14 protein-coding genes are annotated in these 18,799 nt (G+C 70.5%); 4 read left to right on the top strand and 10 right to left on the bottom strand.

Features of this window, described 5'->3' with window-relative positions; all coding sequences use genetic code 11:
- Positions 1-40: 40 nt before the first annotated feature.
- The 5 genes from trpS to OIE40_RS05390 form a co-directional block, all read right to left on the bottom strand.
- Positions 41-1,156 (bottom strand): tryptophan--tRNA ligase, encoded by a 1,116-nt coding sequence (gene trpS / locus OIE40_RS05410; protein ID WP_264700801.1) that lies wholly within the window; start codon positions 1,154-1,156, stop codon positions 41-43.
- A 272-nt stretch (positions 1,157-1,428) separates the two neighbouring features.
- A complete protein-coding gene (locus OIE40_RS05405; RefSeq protein WP_264700798.1) occupies positions 1,429-3,207 on the bottom strand; it encodes a YhgE/Pip domain-containing protein in 1,779 nt (592 codons plus the stop codon).
- Positions 3,204-3,974 (bottom strand): hypothetical protein, encoded by a 771-nt coding sequence (locus tag OIE40_RS05400; protein ID WP_264700796.1) that lies wholly within the window; start codon positions 3,972-3,974, stop codon positions 3,204-3,206. Before OIE40_RS05400 ends, OIE40_RS05405 begins: the two co-directional genes overlap by 4 nt.
- A gap of 237 nt (positions 3,975-4,211) precedes the next feature.
- A complete protein-coding gene (locus tag OIE40_RS05395) occupies positions 4,212-5,063 on the bottom strand; it encodes a PHP domain-containing protein (protein WP_264700794.1) in 852 nt (283 codons plus the stop codon).
- A 188-nt stretch (positions 5,064-5,251) separates the two neighbouring features.
- Positions 5,252-9,976 carry an NAD-glutamate dehydrogenase gene (locus OIE40_RS05390; RefSeq protein WP_264700792.1) on the bottom strand — a complete coding sequence of 1,575 codons (4,725 nt, stop codon included), beginning with the start codon at positions 9,974-9,976 and terminating at the stop codon, positions 5,252-5,254.
- A gap of 124 nt (positions 9,977-10,100) precedes the next feature.
- On the opposite strand from OIE40_RS05390, the gene OIE40_RS05385 reads away from it, so the two are divergent.
- On the top strand, positions 10,101-10,589 hold the full coding sequence (locus OIE40_RS05385) for a DUF2505 domain-containing protein (protein WP_264700791.1): 489 nt from the start codon (positions 10,101-10,103) through the stop codon (positions 10,587-10,589).
- Positions 10,590-10,595: 6 nt separating this feature from the next.
- Here OIE40_RS05385 and OIE40_RS05380 read toward each other — a convergent pair whose 3' ends face one another.
- The 5 genes from OIE40_RS05380 to OIE40_RS05360 form a co-directional block, all read right to left on the bottom strand.
- A complete protein-coding gene (locus tag OIE40_RS05380; RefSeq protein WP_264700789.1) occupies positions 10,596-11,714 on the bottom strand; it encodes a TIGR04053 family radical SAM/SPASM domain-containing protein in 1,119 nt (372 codons plus the stop codon).
- A 218-nt stretch (positions 11,715-11,932) separates the two neighbouring features.
- Positions 11,933-13,546 (bottom strand): L-glutamate gamma-semialdehyde dehydrogenase, encoded by a 1,614-nt coding sequence (pruA, locus tag OIE40_RS05375; protein ID WP_264700787.1) that lies wholly within the window; start codon positions 13,544-13,546, stop codon positions 11,933-11,935.
- 102 nt (positions 13,547-13,648) lie between these two features.
- Complete coding sequence (gene ku / locus OIE40_RS05370) at positions 13,649-14,452, bottom strand: non-homologous end joining protein Ku (RefSeq protein ID WP_264700785.1); 804 nt, start codon at positions 14,450-14,452, stop codon at positions 13,649-13,651.
- 170 nt (positions 14,453-14,622) lie between these two features.
- Positions 14,623-15,075 (bottom strand): DUF6912 family protein, encoded by a 453-nt coding sequence (locus OIE40_RS05365; RefSeq protein WP_264700783.1) that lies wholly within the window; start codon positions 15,073-15,075, stop codon positions 14,623-14,625.
- Complete coding sequence (locus OIE40_RS05360) at positions 15,075-16,313, bottom strand: wax ester/triacylglycerol synthase domain-containing protein (RefSeq protein WP_264700781.1); 1,239 nt, start codon at positions 16,311-16,313, stop codon at positions 15,075-15,077. Before OIE40_RS05360 ends, OIE40_RS05365 begins: the two co-directional genes overlap by 1 nt.
- Before the next feature lie 174 nt (positions 16,314-16,487).
- Here OIE40_RS05360 and OIE40_RS05355 point away from each other — a divergent pair, with 174 nt between their 5' ends.
- The 3 genes from OIE40_RS05355 to OIE40_RS05345 all read left to right on the top strand — a co-directional run bounded on the left by OIE40_RS05355 (position 16,488) and on the right by OIE40_RS05345 (position 18,789).
- The gene (locus tag OIE40_RS05355) at positions 16,488-16,928 is read left to right on the top strand and encodes a cupredoxin domain-containing protein (RefSeq protein ID WP_264700779.1); all 441 of its coding nucleotides are present in this window, start codon (positions 16,488-16,490) and stop codon (positions 16,926-16,928) included.
- A complete protein-coding gene (locus tag OIE40_RS05350) occupies positions 16,925-18,211 on the top strand; it encodes a hypothetical protein (protein ID WP_264700776.1) in 1,287 nt (428 codons plus the stop codon). The genes OIE40_RS05355 and OIE40_RS05350 overlap by 4 nt, the downstream gene beginning before the upstream one ends.
- 65 nt (positions 18,212-18,276) lie before the next feature.
- Positions 18,277-18,789 (top strand): Rv3235 family protein, encoded by a 513-nt coding sequence (locus tag OIE40_RS05345; RefSeq protein ID WP_264700774.1) that lies wholly within the window; start codon positions 18,277-18,279, stop codon positions 18,787-18,789.
- Positions 18,790-18,799 lie beyond the last annotated feature (10 nt).

Below are 18,799 nucleotides of genomic sequence, written 5' to 3'. Positions count from 1 at the left end.
CCCGGGCGAACCGAAGGGACGCGGGGGCCGACGGCGTCCGTCAGTAGACCATCCCCATCGCCGCACGCACCTCGTCGAGGGTGGCGTCGGCGATCGCGTTGGCGCGGGCGTTGCCCTCACGCAGCACCCCGAGCAGGTGGGCCTGGTCGGCGACCAGTTCGGCGCGCCGGGCCCGGATCGGGGCGAAGAAGTCGTTGACCGCGGCGGTGACGACCTTCTTCAGCCCACCGCCGCCGCCGTCGCCGATCTCCTCGGCGATCGTGACCGGGTCGCCGCCGGTGCACAGCGCGGCCAGCATCAGCAGGTTCGACACCTCGGGCCGGTTCGCCGGGTCGTAGGTGATGTGCCGGTCGGAGTCGGTGACGGCCTTCCTGATCAGCCGGGCGGTGGTGTCGGCGTCCATTCCGAGCTCGATCACGTTGCCCTTGGACTTGCTCATCTTGGTGCCGTCCAGGCCCAGCACCGTCGGCGCCTTGGACAACAGCGCCTCGGCCTGCGGAAACACCGGCTGAGCCGGGTTGGCCCGGCCGTAGCGCTCGTCGAAGCGGCGCGCGACGACGCGGGTCTGCTCCAGGTGCGGCAACTGGTCCTTGCCGACCGGCACCAGGTTCGCCTTGCAGAACAGGATGTCGGCGGCCTGATGCACCGGATAGGTCAGCAGCAGCCCCGACATGGGACGGTCGCCGGTCGCCTCGAGCTCGGCCTTCACCGTCGGGTTGCGGCGCAGTTCTGCGTCGGTCACCAGGGACAGGAAGGGCAGCATGAGTTGGTTCAACGCCGGCACGGCCGAGTGGGCGTAGATGGTGCTGCGGGCGGGGTCGATGCCGATGGCCAGGTAGTCGGCGACCATGTTGATCGCCCGCTCGCGGATGGGTCCGGTGCCGTCGCGGTCGGTGATCACCTGGTAGTCGGCGATCAGGATGATGGTCTCGACCCCGGCGTCCTGCAGCCGGACGCGGTTGGCCAGCGAGCCGAAGTAGTGGCCGATGTGCAGGGCGCCGGTGGGCCGGTCGCCGGTCATGATCCGGAACCTGGACGGGTCGGTCGCGATCTGCTGCTCGATCTCGGCGCTGCGTGCCTCGGTTCGCCGCAGCGAGGCGTCTGAGGTGGACGCGGCAAGCTCGTCGCCGGCGTCGTCCAGGGGCGTTTCAGTCATCGTGTCACTCGTTCGTTCGTCGTCCGGACATGCGAAAGGGCCGTCGATCTCGACGGCCCAGGGGGCGGTGCAGCGAGCCGTCAGCGGCTACGCCAGTCGGTGGATCGCTGCATGTCGCGAGCCTATCACCGCCGCGGCTGGGGCCGAGCCGACCGATCCGGCCCGGGGTGAGATCCCACGGCAAGCCGGGATGACGGACGACGGGTCTCCACAGCCGACCAATGACGATCCCCGGGCAAGCCCGGGATGACGGTTCCGGGTCTCGACCCGTGTCATTCCAGGGGCGGGCGCAGGCGCGTCGGCGTCCAGCGCCGTTGCGTCCAGGCCGCAACAGCCGTCGAGATGACGGACGCGACCAGCAGACCGCCCAGCACCCACCACGCCATGGCGAGCTGGCCGGCCGGCCCGCCGCTGATCGTCACCCGAAGCCCCTCCACCAGGTAGGTCATCGGCATCCACGGGTGCACCACCTGGAAGAACGCGGGCATCACTTCGACGGGATACAGCCCGCCGGCCGCGCCCAACTGGACGATCAGGATCACCAGCATGATCGCGCTGCCCACCAGGCCGAGCCAGGTGCGCAGGGTCTGCGCCAGGGCGGTGAACGCGCAGACGGCCAGCACCGAGATCCCCGCCGTACCCGCCAGGTCGAGCGGGTCCAGGCCCAGCGCCAGGTCGGTGACCGCGAGCAGCACCAGGGCACCGGCCGAGCCCAGCAGCGCGGGCGGCAACCAGCCACCCAGTGCCACCAGCGCCGGACTGGTACCTGCTGCGATGGCCCGCTTCGAGATCGGACGCATCAGCACGAACGCGACCAGGCCGAATACCCACAGCGACACCCCGAAGAAGAACGGGGCGAGGCCGCGTCCGTAGTAGGTGGCCGGATTTGCGACGTGCGAGGCGATGTGGACAGGGTTGGAGACCGCGTCGGCGTCCTTGGCCCGCTCGGCGGCGGTCAGTTTGGGCAGCGCGTTGGTGGCCTTCTTCAGTCCGGCGGTCAACTTCTTCTGGCCGTCGGCAACCCGCTGCGCGCCCTTGGCCAGCTTGTCGATCTGCTCGACGGCGGTCTCGGCTGCGCCGATGATCTCGGGGACCCGGCGGTTCACCGTTGCCGCGGCATCGGCCACCTTGCCGGCGTCGGTGGCCACCCGCGATGTGGTGGATTTCACCGATCCGGTGACCTCGCTGACCCGTCCCACCGCCCGCTTCAGGTCCTTGAAGACCTGGTCGTCGGCCAGGTCCGGGTGCGCCTCCAGCAGGGCGTCCAGTGCGTCGGCGACGTCGTCCTGCTTACCGTCGGCGTCCTTGGCGAGCGCGGCGATGGTCTTGGTGGTGCTCGCCACGTCGCGACTCACCCCGGCGGCCTCCTTGGCGGACCTGCGCAGCACGTCCGAGACTCTGTTCACCACCGGAACGACCTTGTTCTCCATGGTCTTGACCCCGTCGGCGACCTGCTGACCGCCCTTCGCCAGCTCACCGGACGCCTCGGTCGCCTCGGCGAGCCCTCTGCGGATCGTGCCCACCGACCCCAGCGCGGTGTCCGCGTACGCCTTCACCGCGGCCGCGTTCAGCTGGGTCTGCAGCTCCTTCTCGGCGGTCTCGGCCATGATGCCGAGGATGTAGCCCTGGGAGTTGTCGAAGGCCACATCGACGCGGGCGCGCGTCGGCGTGTCCGAGGTGGCGATCGAGGTCAGATCGGCCGAGAAATCCTTCGGCACCGTGATGCTGAACGCGAAGCTGCCGTCGGCGACGCCGTCAGCCGCGGTAGCGGCGTCAGTCACCACCCAGGTGAACGACGAGGTGTCCTTGGTGAGCTGCTCGACCAGGTCGGCACCGCCGGACACCTTCTTGCCCTCGACGGTGACAGGCTCGTCGAGGTCGACGACGGCGACCTGCAGCCGGTCGAGCCGACCGTACGGGTCCCAGTTCGACCACAGGTAGATCGCCCCGTACAGCAACGGCACGAGAACCAGGAAGATCGCCGACAGCATCGGCAGGGGTCCCCGGAAGCGGCGCAGTTCGGTGAGGGTGAGGTTCCACAACTGTCTCATCGCTGCTCCTGTGAATCGCGGACGGCGGAGGCGACGATGGCCACCCCGCTCAGTTCTGCGGCACGGCGTAGGTCGGCCCTCAGCGCCGCCCAGTCGTCGTCGGCGATGCCCCGGTCGACCCGGTCGACGGTGACCGCGACCGGTCGAGCCAACAGGGCCCCGGCCACCGCGACGCGGACGGCGTCGGCGGGCGGCAGGTCTTCCATCGCAGTGTGGTCGTCACCGTCGTAGCCGACCTCGGCCAGCGCCTGCCGGGGTGAGAGCCGGTTGTGCCGGCGTCCGTGCAGCACCAGGCACGAGTGCAGGTACTCCTTCACCCGGAGGCGGGGCTCGGCCTCGACGGCGTCCAGCACCCGGGCGACCACCACCTCGCGGCGCAGCAGAGCCGGATCGGCGTCGCGGGTCAGCAGTCGCACCTGCCCGGTGACCGGCCGGAAGCGTCCACTGAGGGCGAGGGTGAGTTCGGCGGTGCCGAGCCCGTCGTCGCCGCGCCACAGGGTCAACTCGCCCGAGCGTGCCGACACCTCGAGCGGATCGCTGTCGCCCGCGGTCAGGGCCACCGCCTGCAGCGCGAGGGGCTCCTCGTCGGGGTCGGCCTGCGGTTCCGGCTGAGCCCCGGGTTGGTCCGGGCTGTCCACCGCCGACCCGGGGGCGGGGCCCGACTCGATGTCGGCGGCGGCGTCGCCGGCCGTCGCGGCCCCCTCGGGGACGGCCGATCGGTCGTCGTCGGGACCGGGGTTCGCTTCGTGGCTAGTGGTTGTCGCCATGGGGCCAGTATTACGGCACCGGCGCGCCGGGTCACCCGCCCCCTGCGAAAGGTCCGCCCGGGGGTTCGTCTCCGTCAGGTCAGGGCGATCTGGTCCTGCCACCACTGCGGCACCGACGAACGCGGGAAGCAGCGCGGATCCGTCCGTCCGGGGCGTGGCCGATCTGGTCGGCGTGTCCTGTCGCGGACCGCCGTGATTCCTGCTCGTCGTGGCCGTAACGAAAGAATGCTGCGCCGGCTACAGGCGCCCGCCGCGGGACCTGATGCGGCGCACGAGCTCCTCGTACACCTCGGGCGCGGTCGTCTCGCAGCCCAGGTCGTTGTTGACCTTACCGAGCCCGTGGTGGTCCGACGACCCGAGTTGCAGCAGGCCCAGCCGGGTGGCGAGTGCGCCGAGGCGCTGCCGGGTGTCGGCGTCGTGGTCGGGATGGTTCACCTCGACCCCTTCGAGCCGGTACTCCATGGTCAGCTCGGACAACACCGCCGGCGTGAGCTGCTGGTCGCGGCCGCGGCCCCACGGGTGGGCGATCACCGGCACTCCCCTGGCCTGCCTGACCAGCGCGATCCCGCGCCGCAGGTCGCACGAATAGCGGTGCACGTAGGCCGGGCAGCCCTCTCCCAGGTAGCGGTCGAAGGCCTCCTGGCGGTCGGCCACATAGCCCTTGGCGACCATCGCGTCCGCGACGTGCGGACGCCCCAGCGACGGGCTGGCGCCCACCTGCGCGGCGATCTCGGTCTCGGTCAGCGGCATTCCGAGGGACGCCAGCCGCGCCAGCATGTCGGGCAGCCGGCCCGAGCGTCCGACCCGGATCTTCGCCAGTTCGTCGAGCAACACCTCCGCGTGCGGATCGCAGCCGTAGCCGAGCAGGTGGACGCTCGCGCCCTCCAGCCTGCACGACATCTCCAGGCCCGGCAGCAGCGTCACCCCGGCCTCGCTCGCGGCCAGCCGCGCCTCGCGCAACCCGTCGAACGTGTCATGGTCGGTCAGGCCGATCACGTCTAGGCCGACCTGGGCGGCCTTGCGCATCAGCTGGCTGGGGGTGTCCGTGCCGTCGGAGACGCTGGAGTGGGTGTGCAGGTCGATCCGCATGCCCCCATCCTGCCGCAGGTGGCCCGACGGCCCGGACGCCGACGCTCGGGTGGGCATCTGGATCACCGCTGTCGACGAATCAGCGGGTGCAGCGTTTTCACGGCCTCTCCCGTGCACGACCGGAACGACGGGTTCTCGGCGAGGCCGGTCAACCAGCTCCCGGGACGAGCCCGGGACCACGGACAGGGTCAGGCGGGCAGCAGCGACCGCGCCGTGCGGACGCCGACGTTCATCCGCGCGACGTCGGGCTCGTCGCAGACCTGGCGCAGCGTGGTCACCTTCTCGCGCGCCCCCGGCACCGACGCCAGCCAGTCCGACACCAGTGCCGCCGGCTCGGAGTCGCCGCCACCGGAGAGCACCGCGGCGGTCAACTCGCCGTGGACGCTGTGGACGTCCTCGCGCAACGCGGCCCTGGCCAGGGTGCCCCACTTGTCCTCCTGCGGCAGACCGACGATGGAGGCCTCCAGTGCGTCCAGACCGACCTGCGCGGCGAGCGCGAAGTACACCTCGGCGACCCGACGCAGGTCGACGCCGAGCCGGTCGGCGATGTCGACGATGGTGAGCGCGAAGTGGGCGTAGGCGTCGTGAGCGATCTCGGTGGCCAGCTCCTCCGGCACGCCCACCCCGGTCAACCGCTCCCGGTTCGCCTCGACGCGAGCCTGCTGCCGCGGCGTCAACAGGTCACCGAGCCACTCCCGCACCTGCTGGACGCCGTCGGTGAACTGGCCGGTGGCGGCGACGATGTCGATGCCGGAACGGCGGCTGGCCAGCAGCCAGCGGGTGCCCCGTTCGACCATCCGGCGCAACGCCATCCGCAGCTCGGTGCCGACGGCGGCGTCCAGTTCGGTCCGCCTGGCCAGCGCCACCTCGGAGCGGCCGACCGCGAAGATCGACCGGGCCGCCAGCTGTGCCCGGATCACCTCGGTGACGGGGGCACTCGTCTCGCTCGACAGGCGGTGGAAGGCGGTGATGCCCTGGCTGTTGACGAACCGGTTGACCGCGACCGTGGTGATGATCTCCCTTGCCAGCCTGTGTTTCGGAATCTGCTCGGTGTAGCGGCGCTGCAGTTCCTTCGGGAAGTACTGGATCAGCCGGTCGGCCAGGTAGGGGTCGTCGGGGAGGTTCGTGGCCAGCACCTGCTCGGACAGATAGATCTTCGTGTAGGCCAACAGGGTCGCCAGTTCGGGCCGGGTCAGTCCCTGCCCGGCCTCCTGTCGCGCCTTCATCGCCCGCGAGTTCGGCAGGAACTCGATCTCCCGGTCGAGGTAGCCGGCGTCCTCGAGCGCACGCATCCACACCTCGTGCCCGCTGGCCAGTTCTGCGCTGCGGCTGGCGCTGTTGGCCAGGGCGATGTTCTGGTCGAAGTTGTGGGCGAGCACCAGGTGGGCCACCTCGTCGGTCATGGACGCCAGCAGCTCGTTGCGCTGCTCGATGCTCAACTCGCCGGCCGCGACCCGATCGGCGAGCAGGATCTTGATATTGACCTCGTGGTCGGAGGTGTCCACCCCCGCCGAGTTGTCGATGAAGTCGGTGTTGATCCGGCCCCCGGCCAGGGCGTACTCGACCCGGCCCAGCTGCGTCCAGCCCAGGTTGCCGCCCTCGCCGGCGCACCTGGCGCGCACCTCCTCGCCGTTCACCCGCACGGCGTCGTTGGCCTTGTCGCCGACCTCGGCGTTGGTCTCGCCGGACGCCTTCACGTAGGTTCCGATGCCGCCGTTCCAGAGCAGGTCGACCGGCGCCTTCAGGATCGCGTGGATCAGTTCGGCCGGGGTCATCGCGGCGACCTCGTGGGGCAGGCCCAGCGCGGCACGCACCTGGGCACTGATCGGAATGGACTTCAGCGTCCGCGGGTACACCCCGCCTCCGGCGGAGATCAGCGACGAGTCGTAGTCGGCCCACGACGAGCGGGGCAGGTCGAACAGCCGCTGCCGTTCGGCGTAGCTCGTTGCGGCGTCCGGGTCCGGGTCGAGGAAGACGTGCAGGTGGTTGAACGCCGCCACCAGCCGGGTGTGCCGGCTGAGCAGCATGCCGTTGCCGAACACGTCGCCGGCCATGTCGCCGATACCGACGCAGGTGAAGTCCTCACCTTGGCAATCGCGGCCCAACTCGACGAAGTGACGCTTGACCGACTCCCACGCCCCGCGGGCGGTGATCCCCATCCCCTTGTGGTCGTAGCCGGCCGAACCGCCGGACGCGAACGCGTCACCCAGCCAGAAACCTCGCTCCAGCGAGATCCGGTTGGCGATGTCGGAGAAGGTGGCGGTGCCCTTGTCAGCGGCCACCACCAGGTAGGGGTCGTCGGGGTCCCAGCGGACCACGTCGGGCGGCGGCACCACCTCGCCGGCGACGATGTTGTCGGTAAGCGTGAGCAGCGAGGTGATGAACACCTGGTAGCTGCCCACCCCCTCGGCCAGCCACGCCTGCCGGTCGACGCTCGGGTCGGGTAGCTGCTGCGGCACGAAGCCGCCCTTGGCGCCGGTGGGCACGATCACCGTGTTCTTGACCATCTGGGCCTTGACCAGGCCCAACACCTCGGTGCGGAAGTCCTCCCGGCGGTCCGACCAGCGCAACCCGCCGCGGGCGACGGTGCCGAAGCGCAGGTGGACGCCCTGCACCCGCGGCGAGTACACGAACACCTCGAACATCGGTCGCGGCTCGGGCAGCAGCGACAGTTCGCGGGGTCGCAGCTTGAACGCGTGCGCGGGGGCGTCGGGCTGGAAGGCGTTGGTGCGCACCATCGCCCGCAGCACCGAAAGGAACATCCGCAGGATGCGGTCGGCATCGAGGCTGGCGACGTCTGCGAGCTGCTGTTCGATGCCGGCGAACGCGGCGTCGACGGCCGCGGCGCGCGGCTCGTCGTCGCTGAAGGCGGCGGCCGGGTCGAACTTCGTCCGGAACGCGGAGACCAGAGCCGCCGCGATCTCCGGGTTGTCGTTCAGGGCGGCCGCCACGTACGGCTGACTGTAGGGAATCCCGGCCTGCACCAGGTAGCGCGAGATCGCGCGCAGCCAGGCGATCTCGCGCCAGGTCAGTCCCCCGGTCATCACCAGCCGGTTGAACTTGCCCGATTCGGCCCGGCCCCGGTAGCTCGCGTCGAACGCGTCGATGAAACGGTCCTGCAGCTCGGGGCCCCAGTCCTCGCCGGCGTCCATGTCGCCGGTCAGTTTGAGCCCGAAGTCGTACAGGTAGACGACCCGGCCGCGCAGCTTGAGTTCGAAGGGCCGCTCGTCGACCACCTCGACGCCCAGCACCGACAGGTGCGGCATGGCCTCGGCCAGCGACATGTGCCGGTAGCCGAGCACCTTGAACCGGACGTCGGCCTCGTCGTTCTCCCATACCGGCGCATACACCTGGTAGGCCAGGTCGTCGTCGGCGTCCAGACCGTTGGCCAGCCGAAGGTCCTCGACCGCGGCAGCGGCGGCGTACTCCTCCTTGTAGGCGTCGCTGAACTCGACGCCGCGGGCCTCGCTGGCCAGATGCTGAGCGGCGAGCTCGAACTCGTCCTCCCAGCTGCGGGTGATCGCCTCGATGCGCTCTTGGAGGGACGCCTCGTCGATGTCGCCGAGCAACGGGTCGCCGTCGGGACGCTTCACCACGAAGAACAGCCGCGCCAGCACAGACTCCGACACCCGGGCCTGGTGCTCGAGCGACTCTCCGCCCAGCTCCTCCAGCAGCATGTCCTGGATCGCCTCGCGCACGTCGGTGGTGTAGCGGTCGCGGGGCAGGTACACCAGCACCGAGATGAACCGGCCGTAGGTGCCGCGCCGGACGAACACCCGCACGATGCGGCGGTCCTTGAACTGGGCCTCCTGGGAGATCACCGGGAACAACTCCTCGGCGCTGGCCTGGAACAGCTCGTCGCGCGGGTAGGTGTCGATCGCCTGCCGGATCGCCGAACCGCCGTGACTCTGCGGGTCGAAGCCGGAGCGGTCGATCAGCCACTGCGCCTTTTGTGCGAGCGTCGGGATCTTCCAGACGGTCTCGCCGTATGCGGTCGCCGAGAACAGGCCGAGGAAGCGCCGCTCGCCGGTCAGCTCGCCGCGGGAGTCGTAGAGCCGGATGCCGATGTAGTCGAGGTAGGCCGGACGGTGCACCGGGGAACGCCGGGAATCCTTGGTGAGCACCAGCAGCGCACGGTCGCCGTCGGCGGGCACCGCCGAGAAGTCGTCGGTGCCCGACTCGTCACGCAGAATGCCCAGGCCCTCACCCGGCACCGGCTCGAAAGCGCCGGCGGGGGTGACCCGCGACTCGCGGTAGCCGAGCAGGACGAAGTTGCCCGATGACAGCCAGTCGAGCAGATCGGTCACCGAACGGACGTCGTGCGGGCTCACCGGCTGCGGGTGGTCGTTGAGCCAGTCGATCGTCTCGGCGAGCCGGCGCTGCATCGGCCGCCAGTCGTCCACGGCCGCCTCGACCGCGGCCAGGCCCTCGACGATGCCGGCCTGCAGGTCGCCCGCCAGCTCGTCGGCGGCGGTGCCCAGCGGCGGGAAGACCTCGACGCAGATCCACGATTCCTCGACGCCGTGGCCGGGTTCGACCAGGGCGGTCACCGTGCCGTCGCCGTCGCGGCGGACCGTGACCTGCGGGTGGAACAGTCCCCGGATGCTCCAGCCGCGCCGGGTGATGTTCATGCTGACGGTGTCGACCAGGAACGGCCGGTCGTCGGTGACGATCAGGATCAGTGTGGAGTCGCCGGGATGGTTGGCGTCCGCGACACGCACACCCACCTCGGACTCACCCGGCCGGCGCACCATCCCGACCGCCAGGTGCGCCTCGATCAGCCGGGCCACGTGCTGCGGATCCAGCACCACCAACTCGCCGTCGGGAAGGTGCCGCAGGTACTGCTCGGCAAACCCCGTCGGCACGTCGCCGACCTGGGAATCCTTCACCAACTCACCCAGATCAGCGGTCAACTTACTGATCCAGTCAACTCTCGACGGATTTGTTGCGGCCACAATGCCTCCTCGCCCGGACCACACCACCTGCCTGGACACTCTAGCCAGCATCGGCGGGAAGTGCTGCGGCACAATGGCCCCCATGCACATCCATGCCCGCAACGATTTCGCCGCGGACCCCGCCACCACCCACGCCATGCTCAGCGATCCCGTCTTCCTGGGCGAGGTCTGCGTCGCCTCCGGCGACCTGGAGCACCGGGTGGACGCGACCCCTCACCTGTCGGCCGTCGAGCGCACCATGCGGACGCCGTCGGCGGTCAGTGGCCTGTTGGGCGAGTCGTTGACGCTGCTGCAGGCGTTGCGCTGGAACGCGCCGGACGCCGACGGCGCCCGCACCGGTCGGCTGGAGCTGACGGTCAAGGGGATGCCGGCCCGCGCCGAGGTCGAGGTGAACCTGCGGCCGGGTGGTCGCGGCACGTTGATCGACTTCGACGGCGAGTTCACCATCAAGGTGCCGCTCGTCGGCAAGTCGCTCGAGGCCAAGGCCGCTCCCGCGCTCACCGAAGGCTTCTCGATGCAGCAACGGGTCGGCGATCGATGGCTGGCCGCCCGGGCCGGCGAGCCTTCCTGAGCGACCTCAGGCGTGCGCCATGGCCCGGTCCGCCTCGGGGACGTAGGGACACAGCGGATCGGATTCCAGCACATCCCCGGTCCAGGCGTAGGCGCGGGCCCGCGATCCGCCGCACCACAGGTTGAACTCGCACCGGCCGCAGCGCCCCTTGAACAGTTCCGGACGCCGTAGCGAACGCATGGTCGGTTCGTCGCGATACAGGCTGACCAGCGACTCCTGCTTCACGTTGCCGACCGGCAGGGGCAGGAATCCCGACGGCGTCACGTTGCCGTCGTGGGAGACGAACACGATGCCGTTGCCGTCGCGGATGCCGAAGCCCCGCGCCATCGGCGATGCCTCGATCTCGGCGTCCGACAGGCCGCGGCGGCGGGCCGCCCGGGCAGCGATCCGGCGGTACTGCATGGCCTCGGTGGTCTTCACCTGGAACGGCGCCGTGCGCGCCAGGCCGTTCAGCCAGACGATCAGCCTCTCGGCCTCACCGGCGGACAGTTCGGTGAGCTGGCTGCCGCGCCCGATGCTGATCAGGAAGAACAGGCTCCAGCGCAGCAGCGTACGGGTGGAGAGCAGTTCGTAGATAGCGGGCAGGTCGGCGGCGGTCGTGTCGGTGACCAGCGTATTGATCTGCACCGGCACGTCGAGTTCGTTGGCCCACTGCAGCGCCTCCAGCGTCGAGTCGAACGTGCCCTCGACTCCCCGGACGCCGTCGTGCAGGGCCGCGTTCGAGCCGTCCAGGCTCAGCGAGATGGCCTGGACTCCGGCCTGCGCCACCTCGGCGAGCCGCTCGCGGGTCAGCAGGGGCGTGACGGCGGGGGCCAGCGAGACGCCGATGCCGCGGTCCCGCGCCTCGCGCAGCAGCAGGTCGAGATCGGGCCGGCGCAGTGGGTCGCCTCCGGTGAAGACCACGTGCGGCAGCGGATCGTCGAAGCCGAGGATGTCGTCGAGCAGGTCCACCGATTCGGTGGTGGTGAGTTCCCCGGGCGCCGGCAGCGGCATGGCGGTGGCCCGGCAATGCCGGCAGGCCAACCCGCACGCGTTGGTGAGTTCCCAGTAGATGATCATCGGGGCCCGGTCGTAGGCCCAGCCGACCGGACGCACCGAGCCGATTCCGTGCGGATGACCTGCCATGCCCATAACCGTTGTCCCCTGTGTGCCGCGTGCGACCTGCTGAACTACAGGCTGTAGTAACGGTCTATCACGCACCGACCGGGCGCACCGGTGATCCCGTGGCAAGCCCGGGAGGACGAGAAACCTCGTCCCACCCATCGGGCAGAACGTCCCCCGGCGCGCAACCCCGTCATCCCGGCGCACGCCGGGATCTGGTCGGCAGACCGGGAGGAACGACCTCAGTCCATGTGCGGGTAACCAGTGGCGGTGGGCGGCACCAGCGTCTCCTTGATGGCGCGGGGGCTGACCCAGCGCATCAGGTTCCACATCGACCCGGCCTTGTCGTTCGTGCCGGACGCCCGCGCGCCACCGAACGGCTGCTGGCCGACGACGGCGCCGGTGGGCTTGTCGTTGATGTAGAAGTTGCCGGCGGTGAACCGCAGCCGCTGCTGGGCCAGTTCGACCGCCTTCCGGTCGGTCGCCAGGATCGATCCGGTCAGCGCGTAGGCCGAGGCGGTGTCGACGGCATCGAGCACCGAGTCGAAGTCGGCGTCCTCGTACACGTGGATGCCCAGGATCGGGCCGAAGTACTCGGTGACGAAGATGTCCTGCTTGGGATTGTCCGAGGTGATCAGGGTGGGCCTGACGTACCAGCCCTCGCTGCGGTCGTAGCTGCCGCCGGCGACGATCTGGGCGTCGGAGCTGCTGCGGGCCGTCTCGATGGCGCCGGAGAGCTTGTCGAAGGCACGCTCGTCGATCACCGCCGAGGTGAAGTTGCTGAAGTCGCGCACGTCGCCGACCTTCAGCGCCTCGGTCTGGGCGATCAGGTCGTCGGAGATCGCGTTCCACAGCGAGCGCGGCAGGTAGGCGCGCGAGGCGGCCGAGCACTTCTGGCCCGAGTACTCGAACGCGCCCCGGATCAGGGCGGTGGTGACCATCTCGGGATCGGCGCTGGGATGGGCCAGCACGAAGTCCTTGCCGCCGGTCTCGCCGACGATCCTCGGATAGCTGCGGTAGTTGGCGATGTTCGCGCCCACCTGCGACCACAGCCCCTGGAACACCCGGGTCGACCCGGTGAAGTGGATGCCGGCCAGGTCGGAGTGGGCCAGCGCGACGTCCGAGACCTCCTTGCCGTGCCCTGGCACCAGGTTGATCACGCCGTCGGGCAGTCCGGCGGCGCGCAGCACGTCCACGATCACCTCGGCGGCGAACATCTGAGTCAGCGCCGGCTTCCAGAGCACCGGGTTGCCCATCAACGCGGCCGAGGTGGGCAGGTTGCCGGCGATGGCGGTGAAGTTGAACGGCGTGATCGCGTAGACGAAGCCCTCGAGCGGGCGGTAGTCCATCCGGTTCCAGACCCCGGCGCTGTTCTGCGGCTGGTTGGCGTAGATCTCCTGGGCGAAATGTGCGTTGAAGCGGAGGAAGTCCGCCAGCTCGCAGGCGGAGTCGATCTCGGCCTGCTGCACGGTCTTGCCCTGGCCCAGCATGGTCGCGGCGTTGATCCAGGCCCGGAACGGCCCGGCGATCAGGTCGGCCGCCCGCAGGAAGATCGCCGCCCGCTGGTCGTAGGGCAGCTCACCCCACTCGCGGCTCACGGCGACCGCAGCGGCGACGGCCTGCTCGGCGTCGGCGTGATTGGCCTGCTGGACGTAGCCGAGCACGTGTGCGGTGTCGGACGGCATCCGCACCTCGTAGCGGTCCTCGCCCCTGCCGGGACGCCGCTCGGCACCGAAGGTGCCGGTCAGTTCCAGAGGCTCGGCGTCGGCGAGTTCCTTCAGGGCCGATTCGAGCTCGGCGCGCTCGGGGCTGCCTGGCGCGTAGGTCTTGACCGGTTCGTTGACCGGCACGGGCACACGAGTGATAGCATCCACGGCTACAGATTACCTGAGACCACCCCAGTTGCGACCACAATTTCTCCGCTCGATCGATGGGTGAACCGAAGTAGTTATCGTGCGTCAGCCTGCCTTCGCCGCTTCTTCCCGTCGCTTCTTGGCCGCTTCCACACTGGCCCGCAGGGCGGCCACCAGGTCGACGACCTCGGCCTCCTTCGGCGCCTCCTCGGTCTCGGTCGGTACCGGCGTGCCGGCCAGCTTCGCCTGCACGACCTCTTCCAGGGCCTCCCGGTAGGCGTCGGTGAACTGGGTCGGGTCGAACTCGCCGCTCAGCTGGTCGATGAACAGGCGCGCCATCTCGACCTCGGCGTCCGACACCTTCACGTCGTCACCGGGCTCGGCGAACGAGCCGTCGCGGAGCTCGTCTGGCCAGAGCATGGTGTGCATCAGCAGCAGATCGTCCTTGGCCCGGATCAGCGCCAGGGATTCGCGTGAGCGCAGGGCCACCTTCACCACCGCGGCCTTGCCGGCGTCCGCCAGAGCGCGGCGCAGCAGCACGTACGGCTTGGCGCCGGGGCCGTCCGCCTCGAGGAAGTAGGTGCGTTCGAAGTAGGTGGGGTCGACCTCGTCGGTCGTCACGAACTGCACCACCTCGACCGCCTTGGAGCTGGCCAGCGGCAGGTTCTCGAAGTCCTCCGGCTCGAGGATCACCATGCGGCCGTCGCCGGTCTCGTAGCCCTTGGCGATCTCGGTGTAGGGAATCTCCTTGCCGCACACCTCGCAGACCCGCTTGTACTTGATCCGGCCACCGTCCTCGGGATGGACCTGGCGGAACGACAGGTCCTTGGTCTCGGTCGCCCCGTACACCTTGATCGGGATCGTGATCAGCCCGAACGAGATCGCACCCTTCCAGATGGATCGTGGCATTGCCGCCTCCTTTACCGCGGGTGCCCCCAGCCTGCCCCATCACCCCTCGTCGTGCCAGCACCGGGCGGGTGGGTGCCCTGCCGGCCCTCGACCGGACTTCGAGTGTTGATCCACTTCGGGCACCGTGTTCGGTGCCCGAAGTGGATCAACCTCCGCTCATCGGGCGGACGTCAGACCAGCGCGGCCCACTCCCCCGGACCGTGCCACAGCAGCTCGTGCTCGGCGAGGAAGTCGGCGACCCGCGTATCGTCCCAGGCCCCGGTGAGATCGGCTGCACCGACCGCCCCGGCCAGCGCGGCGGCCTGCTCGGGCGCGTCATCGCTGAACAGGGCGGTCACCGCCGCCCAGGGCAGCTCTCCCAGCAGAACCTCGCCGAAGTCCGAGTCCGGCACCGGCCTCCCGGACGCCTCGGCGACCGCCACCAGACGGACGCCGTGCGCCAGCAGTCCGGCCAGGCCGGCCACGTGCAGGGCGGTGTGTTCGGCGTCCTCGTCGTCGGTGGCGGCGAAGCCGAAGGCGTCGCGCAGCGCGGGAGTGACCGCGTGACCGATGCCGGCTGCGCGAGCGCCCGAATCGGCCCAGGCGGCCAGTTCGGCCGCGCTGAGCGGCACGAACACCAGCATCACGCCACCGCCCGCAGCAGCACGCCGAGTTCGTCGCCGATATCCCGGGCGAACGAGTGCAGCAGCCCCTGCCCGGTGGCGGCGAAACTGATCCGGCCGTCCAGGCTGGTCACGCCGACGCTGATCACCTGCTCGTCGACGGTGGACGCGAACGCGTGCAGCATCCGGACCCGTTGCTCGCCCAGCCAGCGCGGGGTGGCCGGGCCGGGCACGTTGCTGATGAACACCTGGTGCGGACGCCCTCCGGCGACCGTCCGGGCGGCCACGGCGTGGGTGGTGGCCGGGGTGAACCCGGCCTGGTCGACGAGCTCGGCGGCCGGCACCAGTGCGTCGGAGTCGATCCGGGCCTGGGTCAGCGTGGCGATGGCGGTCAGCCGGTCCGCGGCGGTGGTCGTGGTGACCGGCAACTGGATGTACTGGGGTGCCACCGCGCAGCCGATCGCGCTGGCTCCGGCGTCGTCCACCGCGAGCGGGACGAGGGCGACCGGGTCGCTGAGCCGGCCCACATTGGCGATCTGCCAGCCCCGGACGCCGGCGGTGGCGAGCGCGACGATCACGTCGTGCACCGTGCAGCCGGCGCCCCGGGCCACCCGTTTGAGGTCGGCCAGTGCGCACTCCACGGTGTTCTGGTGCCGCTGCACCGGGGTCGCCGTCGCCTGGCGGACGCCGTTCTCGGCCATACCGCCCAGGCCGGCCGCGGCGTCCCGCAGCGCCTGCAGGGGGTCGGTCAGGTTCTTGAACAGGGCACCGAAACCGGGCGGCTGGTCGACCGCAGGTTCCCAGGCGGGCACGTCGCCGCTGATCGGCGTGGGTTGCTCGTCGAGCAGTTCGTGCACCAGGTGCACGTTGTCCGAGCCGTCGACCAGGGCCGGATGGGCGCGCACCACCAGCCCCCACCGACCCGGTGCCACGTCGGCCAGCACCTGGGCGTCCCACAGCGGGTGCAACCGGTCGAGCGGCGAGTCGAACTGGTTGTCGAGCCAATCGGAGATGCCCGTCCCCGGCGGCCGGTTCGCGGCCCGCAGGTGTCCGGAGACCTTGAAGCCGCGGTCGTCGATCCAGGACTGCAGCCCGGTGCCGGCGATCTTGCGCCGGAACCTCGGCGCGTACCCGATCCGCTGCCCGACCAGGCGCGCCAGCGTGGCGGGAGTGGGCGCCGAACCCTCGACGATCAGCACACCGACCTGGTGCCACGGCTGGGCGGCCTGGTCGCGGGCCAGCAGGAGCGACTCGGCCATGCTCACCGGTTCCGCCACGACGACCTCTCCCCTCGTAATCGCTCGCCGAACCAGGTTCCGCTCGCGCAGCTGGACGAGCGGCACCTGATTGGGCGAGCGATTTCGGACGGGGCCAGCCTACTGGCCGCCCGAACCGCACCCGGAACGGGCTGCCGAGCGTGCAAGAATCGGGCGGTGCGCAGCTTCCTGGTCGTGGCGACGTCGTTGCTGGCCCTCGTGGGCTGCGCCGGCTCACCGGCCACGCCACCGTCCACCGACAGCCCGACCGATCCCGGATCGACCGCGCCGGTCACACCGGTCGCCAGCGCAGGCGGGACCCCGCTCGCCACGCCGAGCGAGGCGCCCAGCCGAGGGGTGACGACGATCACCATCGAGCTCGCCGACGGCAAGGCATCCCCCAACGGCGACCGGGTCGAGCTGGCCAGGGGCGAGCCGTTCGTGCTCGACATCACCTCAGACCGCGACGACGAGGTGCACGTCCACGGCATCGACCGTGAGATCGAGATCGGCGCCGGTGAGCACCAGCGGGTGGAGTTGTCGATCGACACCAGCGGTCGTTACGAGGTCGAGTCGCACCATCCGGAGTTGCTGATCGTGATGCTGCTCGTCCGGTGAGGCTGCCGCTGCACGGTCTCGGCTCCCGCCAGGATCTTCCACTGCCGTTCGAGTTCGTCGTACTGGGCGCCGCGCTGGCGCTGGTGGTGTCGTTCGCCGCCCTGGTCCTGGCCTGGCGACGTCCGCGCTGGAGCACGGCGGGCGGGCTGCCGCTGCCGAGGCTCACCAGGCTGGTGGACGCCGGACCGACCCGCGCGCTGCTGCGGCTGCTGGCGCTCGGGCTCTACGCCTGGATGGCACTCGCGCTCTGGTTCGGGCAGGACCGGGTCACCAACCCGATCTTCGGCTTCGTCTTCGTGTGGCTGTGGGTGGGCCTGGTGCCGGTCTCGGTGCTGTTCGGGACGGTGTGGCGGCTGACCAATCCGTTGCGGACGCTGGCCAGGCTGGCGCGAGCCGCCGGAGCACCGCTGCGGCCCCTCAGCCAGGACGCCTGGCGCCGGATCGGCGTCCTGCCCGGAGTGGGGGCCCTGCTGGGCTTCGCCTGGCTGGAACTCGTCCAGCCGGACAACGACACCCTGGGCGTCGTGCGCTGGTGGACGATCGGCTGGGTGGTGACGGTGCTCGGCGGCGCGGTTGTCTTCGGCGAGCGCTGGATCGCCGCGTCCGACCCGTTCGAGGTGTTCGCCGAACGGGTGGCGATCCTGTCGCCGTGGCAGCGCATCGACGGCACCGTGCACCTGGTCAACCCGCTGCGGCACGCCGCCACGGCGTCCGTTCCCCGCGGGGCGGCCTGGGTGTGCTGCACGCTGCTCGGCATCACCGCCTACGACAGCTTCACCAACACCACCGGCTGGGTCGGTTGGGTGCAAACCTCGAGCCTGCCGCGGGAGTTGTGGGGCACCCTCGGCCTGCTCGGCATGGTGCTGCTGGTCGGAGCGCCGTTCGCGCTCGCCGCGGCCGCGACGAGACGAGGGTGGTCCGACCGGCTGGCGGCCAGCCTGGTGCCGATCGTGGTCGGCTACAGCACCGCCCACTACCTCAGCCTGCTGGTGCTCGAGGGGCAGCGGACGGCGATCCTGGCGTCCGACCCGCTGGGGCTCGGCTGGAACGTGTTCGGCACCGCCGAGTGGGGGGTCGACACCGGCATCTTCGACCATCCCGAGGCGGTGGCGCTGATCCAACTCGGCGCCATCGTGATCGGGCACCTGCTGGGCGTCCTGATCGCCCACGACCGATCGCTCGTGGCGCTGGGTGGACGCCGCACGGTGCGCGGCCAGATGCCGATGCTGGTCCTGATGGTGGGCTACACGGTGGCCGGGCTGGTGCTGCTGTTCTCGCCCTGACGGAGTTGTCCACAGGCCGGCGGGAACGTTCCGTTCGAACCGCGCCGCGCGGGAGACAGTTGGCCATGGCCGCCCGTCGCGACACCGATCAGGTGCAGCTGCACCTCGCTCCCGTTGCCGTCGCACCCGCGCTGAAGCTGCTTCAGCCGCGCTACCTCGAACCGGTGCAGCAGCCCCTGCTGCCCTGGTCCGCTCCCGAACCCGAGGTCGTGCCGACCGCAACCGTCGACGCGGCGGCCCGGATGACGGCGACCCGGCTCGCGGGGGCGATGATCGAGGTGCTACGCGGACGCCGCCCACCCTTCCACCTGGTGCCGCACGTGACCCGGCCCGTGCTCGAGAAGGTGCGTGAGTTCGCCGAACAGCCCCGACCGGACCTGCGGGTGGCCAGCGTCCACGTCCAGCTGCCCACCGACGACGTGGCCGAGGCCGCCGTCCGGCTCACGCTGCAGGAACAATCCCGCGCCCTGGCGATGCGGCTGGAGCGCCGGCGTGGACGCTGGCGCGTCACGGTCCTGGAGATCGCGTGGGGGGAACGGGTCGTCCGTGCAGGCAGTGGCAGCCCGGGGCTCCGTTGACCAGGCCTGG

Origin of the sequence: Micropruina sonneratiae, from assembly GCF_025972045.1 — a bacterium.
In the GTDB taxonomy this organism is placed as follows: domain Bacteria; phylum Actinomycetota; class Actinomycetes; order Propionibacteriales; family Propionibacteriaceae; genus Micropruina; species Micropruina sonneratiae.
The sequence above is the reverse complement of the archived record's forward strand: the minus strand, read 5'-3'. Positions and strand labels throughout refer to the sequence as shown.

What these genes read in the sequence shown, in the direction of transcription:
- trpS (WP_264700801.1), bottom strand. Translation starts at nt 1,156, where the DNA reads ATGACTGAAACGCCCCTGGACGACGCCGGCGACGAGCTTGCCGCGTCC.
- OIE40_RS05385 (WP_264700791.1), top strand. Translation starts at nt 10,101, where the DNA reads ATGCACATCCATGCCCGCAACGATTTCGCCGCGGACCCCGCCACCACC.
- OIE40_RS05365 (WP_264700783.1), bottom strand. Translation starts at nt 15,075, where the DNA reads ATGCTGGTGTTCGTGCCGCTCAGCGCGGCCGAACTGGCCGCCTGGGCC.
- OIE40_RS05360 (WP_264700781.1), bottom strand. Translation starts at nt 16,313, where the DNA reads ATGGCCGAGTCGCTCCTGCTGGCCCGCGACCAGGCCGCCCAGCCGTGG.
- ku (WP_264700785.1), bottom strand. Translation starts at nt 14,452, where the DNA reads ATGCCACGATCCATCTGGAAGGGTGCGATCTCGTTCGGGCTGATCACG.
- OIE40_RS05395 (WP_264700794.1), bottom strand. Translation starts at nt 5,063, where the DNA reads ATGCGGATCGACCTGCACACCCACTCCAGCGTCTCCGACGGCACGGAC.
- OIE40_RS05380 (WP_264700789.1), bottom strand. Translation starts at nt 11,714, where the DNA reads ATGGCAGGTCATCCGCACGGAATCGGCTCGGTGCGTCCGGTCGGCTGG.
- OIE40_RS05400 (WP_264700796.1), bottom strand. Translation starts at nt 3,974, where the DNA reads ATGGCGACAACCACTAGCCACGAAGCGAACCCCGGTCCCGACGACGAC.
- OIE40_RS05345 (WP_264700774.1), top strand. Translation starts at nt 18,277, where the DNA reads ATGGCCGCCCGTCGCGACACCGATCAGGTGCAGCTGCACCTCGCTCCC.
- OIE40_RS05405 (WP_264700798.1), bottom strand. Translation starts at nt 3,207, where the DNA reads ATGAGACAGTTGTGGAACCTCACCCTCACCGAACTGCGCCGCTTCCGG.